At 67.7% G+C, this 15,258-nt stretch carries 17 protein-coding genes and 3 pseudogenes; 8 read left to right on the top strand and 12 right to left on the bottom strand.

Features of this window, described 5'->3' with window-relative positions; genetic code table 11:
• The 3 genes from AB0M36_RS28235 to AB0M36_RS28245 all read left to right on the top strand — a co-directional run.
• Nucleotides 1-571, top strand: a 571-nt coding sequence (locus tag AB0M36_RS28235) for an IS5 family transposase (RefSeq protein WP_364163187.1), incomplete at its 5' end; no start/stop codon positions are given.
• Nucleotides 572-684: 113 nt separating this feature from the next.
• On the top strand, nt 685-1,221 hold the full coding sequence (locus AB0M36_RS28240; protein WP_364163190.1) for a hypothetical protein: 537 nt from the start codon (nt 685-687) through the stop codon (nt 1,219-1,221).
• A 219-nt stretch (nt 1,222-1,440) separates the two neighbouring features.
• Nucleotides 1,441-1,698 carry a hypothetical protein gene (locus AB0M36_RS28245; protein ID WP_364163193.1) on the top strand — a complete coding sequence of 86 codons (258 nt, stop codon included), beginning with the start codon at nt 1,441-1,443 and terminating at the stop codon, nt 1,696-1,698.
• A 310-nt stretch (nt 1,699-2,008) separates the two neighbouring features.
• Here AB0M36_RS28245 and AB0M36_RS28250 read toward each other — a convergent pair whose 3' ends face one another.
• A complete protein-coding gene (locus AB0M36_RS28250; protein ID WP_364163196.1) occupies nt 2,009-2,455 on the bottom strand; it encodes an endonuclease domain-containing protein in 447 nt (148 codons plus the stop codon).
• Between the two features lie 602 nt (nt 2,456-3,057).
• Nucleotides 3,058-3,270, bottom strand: coding sequence for an alpha/beta hydrolase (locus tag AB0M36_RS28255; RefSeq protein WP_364163199.1), 213 nt, complete (start codon nt 3,268-3,270; stop codon nt 3,058-3,060).
• Nucleotides 3,271-3,401: 131 nt separating this feature from the next.
• On the opposite strand from AB0M36_RS28255, the pseudogene AB0M36_RS28260 reads away from it, so the two are divergent.
• A pseudogene (locus AB0M36_RS28260) lies at nt 3,402-3,803 on the top strand (DUF4158 domain-containing protein); the annotation flags it as partial.
• A gap of 366 nt (nt 3,804-4,169) precedes the next feature.
• Here the strand turns inward: AB0M36_RS28260 and AB0M36_RS28265 are convergent.
• From AB0M36_RS28265 to AB0M36_RS28300, 8 genes and pseudogenes are all read right to left on the bottom strand, one after another.
• Nucleotides 4,170-5,165, bottom strand: coding sequence for a tyrosine-type recombinase/integrase (locus tag AB0M36_RS28265; protein ID WP_364163202.1), 996 nt, complete (start codon nt 5,163-5,165; stop codon nt 4,170-4,172).
• A gap of 184 nt (nt 5,166-5,349) precedes the next feature.
• The gene (locus AB0M36_RS28270; RefSeq protein WP_364163205.1) at nt 5,350-6,099 is read right to left on the bottom strand and encodes a GNAT family N-acetyltransferase; all 750 of its coding nucleotides are present in this window, start codon (nt 6,097-6,099) and stop codon (nt 5,350-5,352) included.
• Between the two features lie 394 nt (nt 6,100-6,493).
• Nucleotides 6,494-7,111 carry an alpha/beta fold hydrolase gene (locus AB0M36_RS28275; protein ID WP_364163208.1) on the bottom strand — a complete coding sequence of 206 codons (618 nt, stop codon included), beginning with the start codon at nt 7,109-7,111 and terminating at the stop codon, nt 6,494-6,496.
• A 3-nt stretch (nt 7,112-7,114) separates the two neighbouring features.
• Nucleotides 7,115-8,119 carry a hypothetical protein gene (locus AB0M36_RS28280; RefSeq protein ID WP_364163211.1) on the bottom strand — a complete coding sequence of 335 codons (1,005 nt, stop codon included), beginning with the start codon at nt 8,117-8,119 and terminating at the stop codon, nt 7,115-7,117.
• 307 nt (nt 8,120-8,426) lie between these two features.
• Nucleotides 8,427-8,816: a Tn3 family transposase gene (locus tag AB0M36_RS28285; protein WP_364163902.1), complete on the bottom strand. Its 390-nt coding sequence runs from the start codon at nt 8,814-8,816 to the stop codon at nt 8,427-8,429.
• Nucleotides 8,774-10,215, bottom strand: a pseudogene (locus tag AB0M36_RS28290) (Tn3 family transposase). The gene AB0M36_RS28285 and the pseudogene AB0M36_RS28290 overlap by 43 nt, the downstream one beginning before the upstream one ends.
• Entirely contained in the window at nt 10,194-10,874 is a 681-nt protein-coding gene (locus tag AB0M36_RS28295) for a DUF4158 domain-containing protein (RefSeq protein ID WP_364163213.1), read from the bottom strand. Before AB0M36_RS28295 ends, AB0M36_RS28290 begins: the two are co-directional and overlap by 22 nt.
• Nucleotides 10,823-11,095: a DUF4158 domain-containing protein gene (locus AB0M36_RS28300; RefSeq protein WP_364163216.1), complete on the bottom strand. Its 273-nt coding sequence runs from the start codon at nt 11,093-11,095 to the stop codon at nt 10,823-10,825. Before AB0M36_RS28300 ends, AB0M36_RS28295 begins: the two co-directional genes overlap by 52 nt.
• Nucleotides 11,096-11,268: 173 nt before the next feature.
• Here AB0M36_RS28300 and AB0M36_RS28305 point away from each other — a divergent pair.
• Nucleotides 11,269-11,388, top strand: a pseudogene (locus AB0M36_RS28305) (Tn3 family transposase); the annotation flags it as partial.
• Nucleotides 11,389-11,504: 116 nt separating this feature from the next.
• On the opposite strand, the gene AB0M36_RS28310 reads toward AB0M36_RS28305, so the two are convergent.
• Nucleotides 11,505-12,410, bottom strand: coding sequence for a LysR family transcriptional regulator (locus AB0M36_RS28310; protein ID WP_364163219.1), 906 nt, complete (start codon nt 12,408-12,410; stop codon nt 11,505-11,507).
• A gap of 19 nt (nt 12,411-12,429) precedes the next feature.
• Between AB0M36_RS28310 and AB0M36_RS28315 the strand changes: the two genes are divergently transcribed.
• Nucleotides 12,430-13,314 (top strand): NAD(P)-dependent oxidoreductase, encoded by an 885-nt coding sequence (locus tag AB0M36_RS28315; protein WP_364163222.1) that lies wholly within the window; start codon nt 12,430-12,432, stop codon nt 13,312-13,314.
• Nucleotides 13,311-13,730: a RidA family protein gene (locus tag AB0M36_RS28320; RefSeq protein WP_364163225.1), complete on the top strand. Its 420-nt coding sequence runs from the start codon at nt 13,311-13,313 to the stop codon at nt 13,728-13,730. Before AB0M36_RS28315 ends, AB0M36_RS28320 begins: the two co-directional genes overlap by 4 nt.
• A 110-nt stretch (nt 13,731-13,840) precedes the next feature.
• On the opposite strand, the gene AB0M36_RS28325 is transcribed toward AB0M36_RS28320, so the two are convergent.
• Nucleotides 13,841-14,335 (bottom strand): hypothetical protein, encoded by a 495-nt coding sequence (locus AB0M36_RS28325; RefSeq protein WP_364163228.1) that lies wholly within the window; start codon nt 14,333-14,335, stop codon nt 13,841-13,843.
• A 412-nt stretch (nt 14,336-14,747) separates the two neighbouring features.
• On the opposite strand from AB0M36_RS28325, the gene AB0M36_RS28330 reads away from it, so the two are divergent.
• The gene (locus tag AB0M36_RS28330) at nt 14,748-15,224 is read left to right on the top strand and encodes a pyridoxamine 5'-phosphate oxidase family protein (RefSeq protein WP_364163231.1); all 477 of its coding nucleotides are present in this window, start codon (nt 14,748-14,750) and stop codon (nt 15,222-15,224) included.
• Nucleotides 15,225-15,258: the final 34 nt, after the last annotated feature.

The following is a 15,258-nucleotide window of genomic DNA, read 5'->3' on the forward strand; positions in this document are numbered from 1 at the left end:
TGCAGGCGCTCGCCGAGACGGTCATCTGCAGAAGGAACCGCCCGGCGGCGTGCAGACCGAGCCCGACGATCACGGTCTGGGACGCTCTCGTGGTGAGTTCACCACGAAGACGCATCTGGCCTGTGAGCAGGGCCGTAAGACGCTATCGCTGGTAATCACCACGGGCCAGCGCGGTGACAGCCCGCAACTCATCACGGTCCTCGAACGGATCAAGGTGTACCGGGTCGGTGGCGGCCGGCCGCGGTCCCGTCCGGATCTGCTGCTGGCGGACAAGGCGTACACCAGCCGGGGCAACCGCGGACACGCCCGTCGCCGTCGGATCCGGGTGTGCATCCCGAGCAAGGCCGACCAGGACGCCAACCGCAAGGCAAAGGGGTCCAAAGGTGGGCGGCCGCCCACCTTCGACTCGCAGGTGTACCGGCTACGTCATGCCGTGGAATGCGGCATCAACCAGCTCAAACAGCACAGAGCGATGGCCACCAGGTTCGACAAGCTCGCCGTCCGCTACGAAGCCACCGTCACCATCGCCGTCATCAACCAGTGGCTTCGACCATTCCGAAACACGGCCTAAGGACGAAGCGGTGAACGCGGCGAGGAATGACGCCGCAGCTGGAGGAGCTCGTGCCTGCTACCGCGGTCCGTGCTCCTCGAACGATCACGTCCACGTAGACTATTACAACCGGTATGGCGAAACGCTCTACGTCAACCATTACCGATATCCGAAGGGATGAGGACGAGGTGAGCGAATTACAAAGTGCGTCGCAAACTTTGAAAGATGTGTTCAATACCTACGTTGCAACACTCGAAGCAGGAGGCGATCCTCCTGGAGTCATCAATGCAATGAACGAACTGCACGCAGCCATCGAGATCTTCATCGAGGCCTCAATAAACGCCACCGGATGGGGGAACCCTTTCGTGCTCCCCCCGGAGGGCGAGGAGACTGCAAAGCCCCGCAAGGGGGGCAACGAGGTGCAGGTAGAAGCCGTATACAAGCTTCAAATAGACAATACTTACACTTTCGGTAAATTCGTTTTCGAACGGCTACAGAGAGCCGGCCTCACCCCGCACGGCGAATTGGACGATCCGGTGATGCTGATACATGAGCTGTTCTCCATCGACGGCTGGCGTCCCCATACGTATCGCCGGCCGGATCTGCGAATCCTTCAGAGCCAATGGTCTGTCACGCCGCTGAAAACAACTGAACACAAAGAGAAGGGTTGACCTCGAAGGCTCTCGGGCGCGGCGGCGACGGGCCGGGTGAGGTTGCCGGCTTCGAGGCGGCGTAGCATCTCGTTGATTCAGGATCCGGCGACCTCTTCCAAGATCCCGGCGCTGGACCGGACCGGCATCCGGGAACTGCCGTCTCCGAGCTGTACCGGCTGTGCCGGGACCTGACCGACTAACATCCTCGCCGTCCGCGGCTGGCGCCAACAGCACCAGGTGAGACTGCGCGTGCTCTCCGGCGCGCTGTCTTACATCACCGACCTGGCCGCCACCGACGCGACCACCACCATGCTGGTCAAACTGCTGGTCTCGGTCGGACAGTTCCAACGCGACCGCCGAACGAACTCACTCGCGACGGCCTCGCCGCAGCCCGGGCCAACGGCAGCACCTCCGGCCGGCGCCCCCGCCTCGGCGCCACCGACCAGGCACGCCAGCTTTCCGCAACGGGGCCAGTATCGCCGCCCTGGCCCGTGAACACGGCGTCAGCCGCGGCGCGATCCGCACCGCGATCGCGACCCGCTCCCCAACCACCCCGACCGGCCGGCAACCGCCGCCATGACCGAGCCCCAGGCGGTCCGCGCCGAAATCCCCTGCAAGCTCGCCCACCACCCCGACCTCAGCGACCCCGAACGCCACGCACCGCCGCGGACGCGCCGTCCACTGCGGCCAGGGCTGCAGCCTCCAGGTCACCGCAACGCTCGACATACACAAGCGCTGCTGGCCGCCGCAGCCACACTCGGCACCGACAGCGCCTCCTCAGCCGATCGCAAAGGCATATCCCGAGTCAGACCCCTCGGGGTGTGTGGCGTTCCAGGTAGGCCCGCACGGCGTCGAGCAGGCTCGGGTTCTCCTCGACTGCCCACGTGACCAGATTGCAGCGGTGGCACAGCAGTTGCCGAACCAGGCCGTTGCGATGATCGTGGTCCACGGCGAGTCGTTTCGGCGCGCCTCCGCGTCCCCGCGCGGTCTCCGCCTTGCCGCAGATTGCGCACAGCCCCTGTTGGTTCGTGAGCATCCGATCGTATTCCGCGGGCGTGAGGTTGTACTTCTCCCGTAGAACCTGCGCGTGCGAAACCCGATCACCGTCCTTCTTGGCGTATCGCGCCCGCTTGTAGGTGCTGAGACAGGTCTTGCAAGGGCGGCGTGGCTGCGTGGTGTGCAGCTGGTTGTAGAACGCGTCGCGTGGTTTCGTTTCTCCGCATTTCGCGCAGAACACCAACTCGTCAGCCATGACTACACCATACAGCTAGTGTGCTGTAACCGCATAACTGTCATTATGGTGTACGGGGGATTATGCCCGTTTCTGGATTGCTGGATTACTGTTAATGGCAATCCAGTAATCCGTGCAGGATGTTCACGGGGAGTGGCACGGGCGGAAGCTGAGCGTCGTATCGGTTCGCAGCACGCGAAACCGGTGGTGGATCGTCACTGACGCTGGCGAGACGTGGGTCAGTGGTTCGCCAGCTTGGCGAGGTGGGGGCGGTTACCGGCGATTGGGCGGCGATCTGCCCGACGGCGTGCAGCCCCGGCTGTCAGGCACGTCTTGCAAATCTCCCACACCAGTCCGGGCACTGGCGGATCCACTGCACCTCGTCATCCAGGCGTTCGGCAGTGTCGGCCCGGCCGGACAGCTCACCATCCTCGTCGGCAGTGTCCGGGTCTTCCGGCGCCGACGCCACGCTGGCCCGGCCGCCGCCGGACCAACGCCCAGGCCCGCCGACTCTGGAGAAGTACGACCGGCTGCTCACCGCCGCACCGGAGAGCTGACCAGCGACCACCCGGCGGTGCTCTCCAGTCGCCGCGAGGTTCCTATCAACCGGGCGGACCGGGTCTTCAGGAGGCGGCGAAGGAACGGATCTCCTCGGCGCAGACCCGCGGCTGGTCCTCCGGCATCAGCGTGAAGCCGTCGGCGACCTCGACCAGGCGGCCCCGCGGCAGCGCCGCCGCCAGGCGCCGGCCGTTCTCCGGGCGCATCATGACGTTTTCCGGTCCCCACAGCACCAGAGCCGGTTTGGTGAAACCGGAAAGCCGCTCGGCAGCGTCCACGTACTCGGGGTGCCGGTAAGAAACGTGTCACCAGATCCAAACGAGCATGCTCGTGCTGGTCAAGGCGGTGATCGCGAGCTTGGCGAGCCCGGCCGCTGAGTTCGAGGTCGGATACGCCATCATCTCGGGCCATGGCGCGATCGCTGGATCTCGATGAGTTGGTCGAGCACTGGACGTTGCTCGAAGATGAGCGGGAGTTGATCGCGGGCAAGCGCGGGCCGACCCGGCTCGGGTTCGCGCTGCTGCTGAAGTTCTACATCCGGGTCGGCCGGTTCCCTCGCGGACGAGGCGAGTTCCCGGGCGAGGCGGTGGAGTTCGTTGGTCGCCAGGTCGGTGTCGAGCCGGCCGACCTCGGGCTCTATGAGTGGACTGGCTCGACCATCGCCTACCACCGGTCGCAGATCCGGGCGCACCTCGGTTTCCGCGAGTGCACGGTAGCCGACGCCGAGCAGTTGACCCGCTGGCTGGCGGCCGCGGTGTGCGAGTCTGAGCGGCGCCCAGAGCTGGTGCGCGACGAGCTACTGGCGCGCTGCCGGGCGGAGCGGATCGAACCGCCAGCGGCCAGGCGGATCGACCGGATCGTGCGCTCGGCGTTGCACCAGGCCGAGCAGGCGCTGACCGCCCGGATCACGGCCCGGCTGCCCGCTGACGTCGCTGTCCGGCTATGCGCCCTGGTCGCGGTCGACGTCCCTCGGTGGCGCCGTGGGCTTCGTCGTTTGGCTAAACCGTCGGCCCGACCCCGCCGCTCCGGCAGAGGCATTTACCGCCGGAATCGGCGCCGCACTGAGCATCTACGCAGTCCTCGTAGCCCTCGTGGCGATCGTGCTCTCCTTGCTCGAGTGAGCGGAACACGACCCGGCAGCTCCCGCCAACGTATCGATATGCCGTCGAGCTACACCTCATCGGTCAGCGTGCAGCAGTTCGACGGCCCGGGTCAGGTCGGCCTCGGTGGGCATGGTGTAGATCCGGGTCGAGTTGAGCGACGCGTGTCCGAGCAACTCGGAGATCAGCACGATGTCGGCGCCGCCGCGGCGCAGGTCGGTGGCGAAGCAGTGCCGCAGGACGTGCGGGGAGAGGTCGTCCAGGCCGATCGCGGCGCCGAGGTCGGCGACGATCTCGTCGACCGACCGGGCGGAAAGGCGCTGCCCGTAGCGGTTGAGGAAAAGCGCGGGGCAGGTGTCGGCGCCGAGCAGCTCGCGCCGGTACTGCTTGTATTCGGCGAGATCGCGGCGCAGGTCGGTGTTGGCCGGGATGGTCCGGGGCTTGCCGCCGTGCCGGCCTTTGCCGGCCCGGACGATGACCTTGCCGGTGCGGGCGGTGGTGGGCACGTCGTCGACGTCCAGGTCGACCAGCTCCGCGGCGCGGAGGCCGGAGCGGTAGAGCAGCCCCACGATCGTCTTGTCCCGGATCGAAGGCAGCCGCTCGGCGCCGCGCAGCAGCCGGCGGGTCTCGCCCTCGGCCAGGGCCCGAGGAGCGTGGCGGGGAAGGTCGATGCGGTCGGCGTTGGCCGGGCCGAGCCCGAGGTGGGTGTAGAGGTCGTCGATCGCGGTCAGGTGCGCGTTGACGGTGTTGGAGCTCTTCTTGCCCACGGAGAGCAGCCACCCGCGGTAGTCGCGGACGACGAAGTCGCGCGCCAACGCGTCGGCGAGCGGGTCGGCGCCGGCCGGGTCGCCGACGCCGTAGCCGTCGGGCAGCACGGTGTCGGCGAGCCAGCGCAGGAAGCTGGAGACCCGTGACGCGTACGCCCGGCGGGTGTGCTCGGAGATCCCGGCCCGATCGAGCGCCGCCCGGTAGCCGGCGAGCACTGCCTCGTACTCGCCCGGCACGCCGAGGGCGACGCCGCCGCGCCGCCGCGGCGCGGGCGCCGGCTCGCCGGCGAAGTCGGTCCTCGTCACCGTCCCCCGGGCTGCTCCTCTGATATCAGAACCAGTTCTGTGTCGATCCCACCCTTCGGGGTACCAAATATCAGAACCAAAGCGCCAGTCTGGTTCCGATATTAGATCAATATCGGAACCATAACGAGGTCCGCAAGAGCACGGGGCCGGACCATTGAAATTCCCGTGGGCCGGCCCCGTTCGACTACAGCCAGATGTAGAGGCGGCGGCCCGCCGGACGGAAGCCGATCCGCTCGTAGACCCGCCACGAGTCGTCACCGGACGCTTCGAGCCAGGCCAGGTCGGCGCCGGATTCGAAGATCTGCCGGCTGAGCGCGGCCGTGATGGCACCGCCGAGACCGCGACGTCGGTAGGGCACCCGCACCGCGATGCCCGCGATCTCGCTGACCCCGCCACCGGGCGGGACCGCCTGGCCCGCACCGGCACAGGTGCCGTCCGAGGCGAACGCCGCTACCTCGAAGCCGCCCCGCTGCCGCAGCGTTTCGAGGCGGTCGACGTCGGCGTTGTTCACCTCGAACGCGTCGCCGAATGCCTCGCCCTGGGCGGCAACCATCGCCGCCCGCTCGGCTCGGTTCTCCGGTTGCCGTACGACGAAGCCGTCGACCGGCGGCGGCGAGACGAGGGATTCGGGCGAGCAGGTCAGGAACTCGTGCCGCTCCTCGACCGTGAAACCGGCCGCGAGCAGCAACTCCTCAAGGCCGGGGGCGCAGTTCACGACGTACTCCAAGCGGGGCCGTCGTGACGCGGAGCGGAATGCTCTCACCAAGCTCTCGACGTCGGAGGCGGTGATCTCCGTGCCAGGGCGTGGTGTCGCGTAGTTGATATTCGGACTGTCAGTCGCCGGGTCGAAGCCCAGGATGAACGGCCCCGATTCGACGGCGGCCGGACGGCGGCAGAGGTTGGCCACGACGGACTGCTGGATACGAAGATCCACAGACAAGGTGGGAAGTCCTTTACGGCATGAGGAACAGAATCACGACAAGACGTCGGACCGCCGCAACAGGCGGCCGCTAGGCACACCCGTGATCATTGGCTTCATTCCCTCATTCAGAAGACACCCGCACGTTCTGCGCGAGCGGGAAGATGCTACCAGTACCAGAGGCAACTCGACCTTCTCGATGTGTCATCGCGGGTCCGTGCCGCCTGTGACTAAAATCCCGGCCTGCTAGCGGGTCTGATTTACAGGACGCACCCCGCCCGTCGCCGTGGCCACGACCGGCCCGTACGTACGTACTGCCCGCGATCCTGCCAGCAGAGCGCCTATCGGAACCCGACCGGGTCCTGAGTAATGCGGTTTGGATCTGGTGACACGTTTCTTACCGGCACCCCTACTCCCGGCGTCGCGTGGCACGAAGGTATTTGAGTAGGTCACGGCGGATCTCGCCGGAGCCGAGGGACGGCGCCAGCCAGGCGTTCATGACATCGTGGGGCACCGGGCGCTTCGACATCAGACCGAAGTTCACCGGCGAGCGGCGCATACCGCGTACCCGCAGTGTCTGCAAAGCCAGAAACGTTGCGCCGGGAACCTTCGACGACAGATGCAGAGACCGGCCCGGCAGTCCCGGCGGGAAGTTCTCCAACGACTCCTGCGGCAGCAGCACCAGTCGCGACAGCCGGTCGGTCGGATGGTACGCGGCGACCAACTGCGTGCCACCCCAGTCACAGCCGACAAGCGTCACGTCGCGCAGATCCACCACGTCGAGGAACTCGGCCACCAGCGCGGCCAGCCCCCGCGAGCTGAGGTGGGCGTCCGCGTTCATCGGCAGCCGGTGCGCGCCCAGCGGCACCTCCAGGACCACGCATCGATGGTCGGCCCGCAGGTCGGACACCACGTGCCGCCAGAGCGTGGCGCCGACCAAGACACCGGTCAGGAAGACGAGGACTGGTCCCTCACCACCGCTGTCCTGGTACTCCACGGTGCCGGCGGACAGGACGGCCTTCTGCATGTGTCACCCGCTTCGCGAGACCGGATCCCGCCCTTCCGGGACGTCTCCATATCCACCGTGGACGATGCGGCACGGCGGCCGGGTCAGCGCGGCGTACGACGCGCATGCCACCAGCAGGCCGGTTCCCCACAGTGTGTAGCCGCCCATGTCCAGCAGTAACGGCAGGAACGGGCCGCCGGTGTCCCCGCGAATCCAGGCGGTCATTCCCGCGATACCGAAGTACACGGTCAGGCCCGCCCCGACGAACAGCCCCGGGCCGAGCACCAGCCAACGCGGCACGGCCCGCCCCCGCAGCGGCACCACCCAGCCCGGCCACACCCGGCCCCAGCGGTGTGCCAGCGCCAACGGCAGCACCGTGCCCGCCAGACTCATCAACGCCACGAAGACCACCATCGCGCTCCACGACACATCCGACCGGCTCACCTCGGACTGAAACCGCCCGGCGATCGTATCGGCCAGCCACACACTGATCCGGATGGCGAACCCGGCCACGGCGACATACGCACCGGCGAAGGCCCAGCCGGGCGCCCGCTCCCTCCGGCTCTCCGGCGATCTGCCGTGCACCCGCCCGCACGACTCGCACGAACCCACGGCCAGCCGTCGCTGCTCCACGGCGACGCGCAGGCAGAGAATCCCGGCGACGGCGCCACCACCGGTCGCCAGCAGACTGGCGACAATGCCCGGCCCAGGGCCCTCGAACACCAGCGCCACCAGCATGATCGGGAACAGGAACGAGTAGACGCACAGGGCTGCGCCCGCGACGGCGTTGAGCCCGGCAAGCGCGTAGCGGCCGGTGCGATCCACCTCCCGGCGGGCGGTGGCCGCAGCGGCGAGACATCCGGCCAGCGCCACGACACCGAGTACCACCGGAACCCATCCGCCCGGGAAATACGACTTCTGGCCGTTGTGGAACGACGGCGCGCCGCCGACCGCCCACCACAGGTGAACCAGAACGTACGCGAACTGCCAGACCGGAGCGACGCCCCGAATCAATCCATCGACTTTCACGACTCGATCACCACGGTGCTGAGTCTCCGCATCGTCGCTGGGACGACGCTGAGGAACGCTCAGCAACCGCTCAGCTTCGACCGGTGCACCTACCCCGAGGCGCAGGGCAGGGGCACTCGACCGCCAGGCCCGCCCTGGCCTACTCGGCCGCCGTCGCCGCTGCACTCGTGCGACACGTGCCTGACGCCAGCGCGGAACTGACCGCCGCGGCGCTGCTGCACGACCTGCCCGAGTTCGCGCCCGCCGTCGTCGACGCGAAAACGGCCGCGGTGAGTGGGCAGCCGCCGCGGCCGCGGCCGGTCAAGTCCTACACGTCGGAGTCAGATTCGTCGGGATCCCGCAACGGACGCCAGGCGCCGCCTAGATCGGGCAACCTGAACGAGTAGTGGCCATGAACGTTAATGTGCCGGCACGTGTATGCCGACAACCGGGCCACATCCTCATCCAGTACCGGGTAGCCCTGACCGCGCAGGTCGATCAGCGCCCGGTCCAGGTAGGCGGTATTCCACAGCGTGACGCAGTTGAGCACGAGACCCAGCGCGCCGAGCTGGTTCTCCTGCCCGTCGCGGTAGGCCCGGTGCAGTTCGCCTTTGCGGCCGTGGAACAGGTGCCGGGCCAGGTCGTGGCGGCCCTCGTTGAGGTTGCGCATCCCCTTCATCTCCCGCCGGTAGGCGGGGTCGTCGACGAGGGTGAGCACGTGCCGGGTCTTGAAAATCCGCCCGTACATGCCGAACGCCTCGCCCGAGCTGGGTGGGCCGGCCGTCGCGTTGCAGCATCCGAATCACTCCGAATCACGTCGTGCGCCGAGACGGTGCGGGTATGGATCGAGCACACCACGCGCAGGATGTCCGGCCAGTGCCGGGTGAGCTTCTCCAGGTCGATTTGTCCGCGGGCAGCCTTGTTCAATACCGCGTAGTCGGCACCGCGGTTGATACGCCACAGCTTCGTGTCAGGCAGATCGGCCAGCACCGGCCGGTAGTCGAACCCGAGCAGCGTGACGATGGCGAACACGATGTCGGAGTACGACCCCTGGTCGGTGATCAGGACCTCCGGGCGGCGGTCGCTGTCGGGGTTAAACACCAGGTCCACGAAGTGCAGCGTGTCCTTCGGCGTGCCGGAGATCACGCGCCCGGCCAGCCCGATCCGCTGATCGGAGATCATGTTCAGCCAGGTCACGCCCTTCTTACGGGCGAAGTACTTCGGGTTCGGCCGGGCGTCGATGCTGCGCACCGGCACCACGAACCGGACCCCGTCGACCGCGGCGACCGCCCACCACCCCACGCCTGCGCCAACCCGATGCCGGCCTGGGCGTCGATGAGCACCGCGTTGGCCGCCGCGTAGGTGTCCGGCCGCAGATAGTGCTGGTCGACATGGACCAGTCGGCCCCGGGTCAGTGCCGGGATCTCGCTGTCGATCACCGGGGACAGGCCGACGTTGAGTGAGTGCGCCGTCAGCAGCGCCGCCACCGACACGTGCAGGTCCGCCAGCCTCGCCCGGCCGCCGGTCACCGACGTGAACGCCGCCGCCAAGTCCGGATGCCAGCTCATCACCTCCAGGATTTGCTCGGACAGATCCACCCGCGGGATCATCCCGTCGAGACGGTTCCGTAGATCGGCCAGGCTCGGCGGGTCCTCCAGAGCGGCGTCCTTGCCCAGATGCAGCCGTCCGTCGGCGTCCACGCTCAGGCTGGCGTTGTCGTCCAGCCCGGCCGCGGTGGCCCGCCACGCCTCGTCCAACTCGGCGGCGTGGGTCTCCAGCAGTTCGGCGGGGTCCTCCGGCAGCAGCAGCGTCGACAGCACCGGGCCTTTCACCGCGTCCCACGCGTCCTCGGTCAGCAGCCGTGCCCGCGGGTCGGCGAACCGGTCGGAGACCCGGGCAAAGATGTCGCGGCGTTTTAGGCCGGTGTGGAACGGCTCCAGCACGCAGAACACGTAGGCGTTGCGGTCCACGCACCCCTCGGGCCGGTCCTTCGGGAACACCAGTTGGTTCCGCCAGCCCCGCGGCACCAGAGCGATGTCGACCTTCCGGGCGACCAGCCAGCCCTTCGGCACCCGGACGGACTCCTTGGCGTCGATCAGCTTCCGCAGCTCCCGCATCGCATTGACCACCCGCACCGCCTCAGCACCGTCGCCAACAACGTCGCGATCTTGCGGTGATACGTCAGCGCCGCCAGCTTCGGCGCCTTCGCCTCGAACCCCATCCGGGCCAGCTCGATCAATCGGCGGGTCGGCACCCCTGTGCCGGCCACGTCCACCGCACCCATGTGCAGCCCGGCGATCTGCGCCACCCGGCCCAGCGACTTCACCAGGCCCCGCCCGGTCGGGTTGGTCGGCCCGCGCCGCCACAAGTCGAGCTGCGAACGGCGCTGGCCCTCCGGCACCCGCAGGATCTGCTCAAGGTCACCGGCCTGTTCCGCGGTGACCGCACCGGACAGGGCCGAGTACATCCTGGTCTCGGCCGTCTTTCGAGCGCTGGCCACGTCATCGCGCAGCGTCGTCACACCGGGCAACAGCACCCGCTCGGCCCGCAGCCGGGCCACCGCTGAGTAGAACAACGCCTTCGGACCGTCCCCAGTCGCCCACGCCTGATCGCCCACCCACGCCAGCAGCGACTCCTTCACCAACGGGTACGAGCGATAGCCGTACCCGTCGCAGATCTCCGCCTGATGCTCGAACCGCGTCGACTTGCGTTCCAGATACGCCTTTACACACGACGGGTCGGCCACCTTGATCTGCGAGGCCACGTAGTTGACCACCACGCTCGGCCGTCGAGCGGATCCTCCAAGAACCGGCCCAGATGGCGAACCGTCACCAGCTGAAGGCTGAAACCCAGCCGGTTGTGATCACCACGCTTGGATGCGACGAAGTCCCGGTCCGCGTCGTCAAGGAAGAAGAACCGGTCAAGGACCGCCTGCTCAGGCTGGCCGGTGAACCGGCCATAGACCGCCTCTTCGGCGGGAGTCAGAAAACTTCTCACGTCACATCAACGACCACCATCGATGGTTATCGCTGACCTTGGCTTATCGGGACTTTCCTGAACGTTAGTCCCCGAGCGCCGGCAAGCGCGGGCCGACCCGGCTCGGGTTCGCGCTGCTGCTGAAGTTCTACACGGCGCTGGCCACCGCCCGCCGGTTGGAGGCCGCCGGCCGCTACATCGACCTGGCCGTCACCGCGTTGCGTGCGCAGGGCTACCCGGTCCGCGATGAGGATGCCGCCCGCTTGTCACCGCTCGGGTATGCGCACATCGACATGCTGGGCCGTTACACCTTCCCTGCCCCGTCGAGCGGGCAGCGGCTGCGGCCACTGCCCGCTCTTGGAGCTCGAGACGATTGACGCGGGATCGGCGGCCCTGGTGGCACGTATGGGTTCACCGGATCGTGGGTTGGTCAGGGGGTTTGGACGAATCCGTGTGCGGCTTCATCGAGGTGGGCGAGGAACCGGGTCACCGCGGGTGGTCTGGCCCGTCCCGTGAGAGTAGCGGCGAAGATGCGCCGGACCGACTCGTCCTCGGGATGCAGGCGCAGCAGAACGATATCGGCTGGCGTGCCGCGCACGGCTAGGGCAGGCACGAGCGCAACACCGAGCCCGGTCGCGACGCAGCCGAGCTTGCCGGTCCACTCTGCGGCGACGATGTCGATCCGCGGTTGGAAGCCGCTAGGCAGGCTAGCGCGCAGCAGGGTGTCTTCGGCGTTCGCGGAGCCGACGATGAACGCGTCGTCAGCCAGGTCCGCCAGTCGCACCATACGTCGCTGGGCCAGCCGATGTTCGTGCGACACCGCCACGAGCAGCTGCTCGTCGAGAAGGTGATGCAAATCGACATGGGCGGTGTCGATCGGTCCCGTCGGTGACGAGCTGACCACCACCACGTCGGCGTCTCCTGCGGCGAGACTCTCCAACAGCCCGGGCGTCAGTCCCTCGATCAGCGACAGAGCCACCTCGGGATGCGCGGCGCGAAACGATGCCAGCGCCCGAGGCACGAGTGCGGCGACGGCGGTAGGGAACGCGCCAACACGCAGCCGGCCACTGCCGATGCGGCGCAGATCGTCGAGATCTCGCTCGGCGGCGGTGAGCCGGTCCAGGATCGCCTCGGCGTGCGGCAACAGGATGCGCCCCTGCTCGGTGAGCGCCACCCCGCGCGGCAGCCGGTCGAACACCTGGGCGCCGAACTGGGCCTCCAACGCCGCGATCTGCCGCGAGACCGACGACTGAGTGAAACGCAGATGGTGGGCGGCGGCGGTGATCGAGCCGTAACGCACGACCGTTTGGAACACCTCCAACAGCCGAGTCTCCACCCTGACATCCTAGTTTTGCATGGCGTCCATGTCGAACATTCGTTGGTCGCATGTCTCAGTGATCTTTACCTTGGTGGTCGTGACGAGCATCGCGATCCTGGGAACCGGGCACATGGGCACGGCCATCACACGGCGACTACTGGCGACCGGTCACCAAGTCACGGTGTGCAATCGCAGCCCGGCCCGCGCCGCACCGCTAGCCGCGCTCGGCGCTGAGATCGCGGCGACGCCTGCCGCCGCCGTGGCCGGCGCTGACCTGGTGATCACGATGCTGACCGACGCCGCCGCGGTCGAAGCCACGCTCTTCGACTCGGGCAACTCTGACTCCGCGGTGACGGCCATGTCACCAGAGACAGTCGTGGTGCAGATGTCCACGATCGGACCTGACGAGATACGCGGCATCGCCGCCCGCCTGCCTCGGACGCTGTCGTTGCTCGACGCTCCCGTCGGCGGCAGCGTGGGCGCGGCCGAGGCGGGCGCCCTCACCATCTTCGCCGCAGGTTCACCCACCGCCCTGGAACGCACCGAACCTGTGCTGCGCCACCTCGGCAGAATCCGCCGCTGCGGCCCCCTCGGTGCGGGGGCGGCCCTGAAGCTCGTGGTCAACACGGCGCTGGTCACCGCGCTCGGCGCGCTGCACGACACCCTCGCTGTCGCCGATGCACTCGGCATTGATGCGGCGAACGCGCTCGATGCCCTCGCGGCCGGGCCGCTGAGCGGAACAATCCAGCGGGCGACCGCGACTGGGGCGTCGTTCGCGATCTCCTTAGCCGCCAAAGACACGCGGCTCGCGCTGCGCGAAGTGCAGACCGCCCCGATCGCGGCCGCCGCACTGCAACTGCTCAACGCCGCCACCGACCCGACGGCGGACATCGCATCGATCATCAGTCTGGAGACCCGATGAACCTGAACCTGGACAACCCGCAGACAGTCGCCGCACCGTTCGGCGACCGGTTCGCCCATGTCGCTCGCCTGGACCTCGACGGCGGCGCGTTGCTCATGCTCGCCGGGCAGGTCGCTGTCGACGACACTGGCGAGGTCGTCGCGCCAGGCGACGCCGCTGTCCAGGCAGAGCGCATTTTCGAGATCATCCACGGGCTCCTGGAAGCGCACGGAGCCACCTTCGCTGACGTGATGCACATCCGCACCTTCATGACCAGCTTGCAAGATCTGCCCGCCTACGCCGCAGTGCGCCGCGGCCTGTTCCCCGCAGAACCCGCCACCAACCCGCCGGCCAGCACAACGGTAGAGGTCAACCGACTGTTCCTACCCGGAGCGGTACTCGAGGTAGAAGTCACCGCGGCAGTCCGATCCCGATAAGGCCCACGCAGGCACGCGAAGGCATCGGCCGCTCTCGCGGCGGACTGACCACCAAAGTTCACACCCTGGCGAGCGGCCTGGGCTCGCCGTAGCGGAGCCGATAGCGACTGTTAGTTGAATTTGACTCCGGCCGCCTTGCAAGCGGCGGTCAGGTCCTTGATCGACTTCTCAAAGCCGGGTGTGTAGGAGCCTTTGAGCGGGTCCGTCGCAGTCGCGGCCTTGCCGACATGGGTCGCCAGCTCCTTGGCCGCGGCAGCCGCCTTGCTGTCACCGCCGCCGGCCACGGCGTTCAGCGCCGACGCGAAGTCCGCGTGAGCCTCCTGGATCTCGGATACGGGCGTTTCCTTGCCCTCGGCCGACTTCATCACCGCGGTCAAGTCAGCATTCCAGGCCTTAGCGGAGGCCTGCGCCTCGGCGCAGAGCTTGGCGTCGCCCGTGCCGTTCACCGGCGCAGGCGCGGAGGTGGCCGCGGCCGACGTCGCCCCGGTGGAGACGGCGGGCGGGGTGGAGCCGGCCTTGGCGTCGGTGTCGTTGCCACCGCACGCGGTAAGGGCCAGCAAGGAAACGCTGATCAGAACAGTCGCGGTGCTACGGATTCGCTTCACGGGCGGGGAGGCTACCGAGGGGACCCGCTCTGATCAACTTGATGGACCGCCTCAGGGCTCCACCCCTCCATCACCGCGGCACCAAACGGTGATGAAGGGATGTTGATGGCATCCTTCCGACACCATCGATCAACGACTATCGGCTAGCGTTCAGGCGCCCCACCAAGCTTGGGGTCAGCGGGGAAAGCGCGCGGACGGCATCAAGATCTACGGCCTTTCCGTAGTAGGCCTCCGCGAAGCGGTGGTACGCCAGGCCGGTCACATCGACCAGCATGGAAAACAGCCGGTCGGCGCCGTCAGGGTCGGGACGGTGGGGCGTCGCCGCTCGAACTTGAGAGACCGGTGGCGGGTTTCACTAAGTTGGCAAGGCCTCGGCTGATCTGAACCCGCCTGCAGCCACGATGATCCGTAGATGACCGCAGATGAGAAGTGGCTTGCCGAGCTACAGGAGCGTTCCTTCGGCCGGGCTGGGACGCCAACAGCATCGTCCTTCCCGGCGGAGAACCGGATGACTGGCGCCCAACTGGCTCGCCTGCTCTCTCCGGGTGCATACGGCGTGCTGGCCACTACGAGGGCCGATGGCCGTCCGCATGCCGCGCCGACCAGCTTGGTCGTACACGAGCAAGCCGTCTGGTTTCCCACGGTCAGTGGTGCGGTTCGCCTGGCGAATCTCACTGTGCACCCGTGGGCGTCTCTGGTCGTCATGCGGGGCACCGGTTCCGACCATGCGATGGTGATGCTGGAGGGGCCCGCCGAGGTTGTGGATGCCGCGGCGGACGAGGTGGCTGGTGCCGCGGACCGGTACGACCGGGAGTTGGCATGGGCCGCGGCGTGGATTCGGATGACGCCGGAGAAGATCTTCAGCTATGCCGCTGCCGCCACAGGGTGAGAGGGCAGCGCGTTGGCCCGTGAGAGAGTTGCTG

This window comes from Actinoplanes sp. NPDC051346 (genome assembly GCF_040682215.1).
Classification (GTDB): Bacteria; Actinomycetota; Actinomycetes; order Mycobacteriales; family Micromonosporaceae; genus Actinoplanes.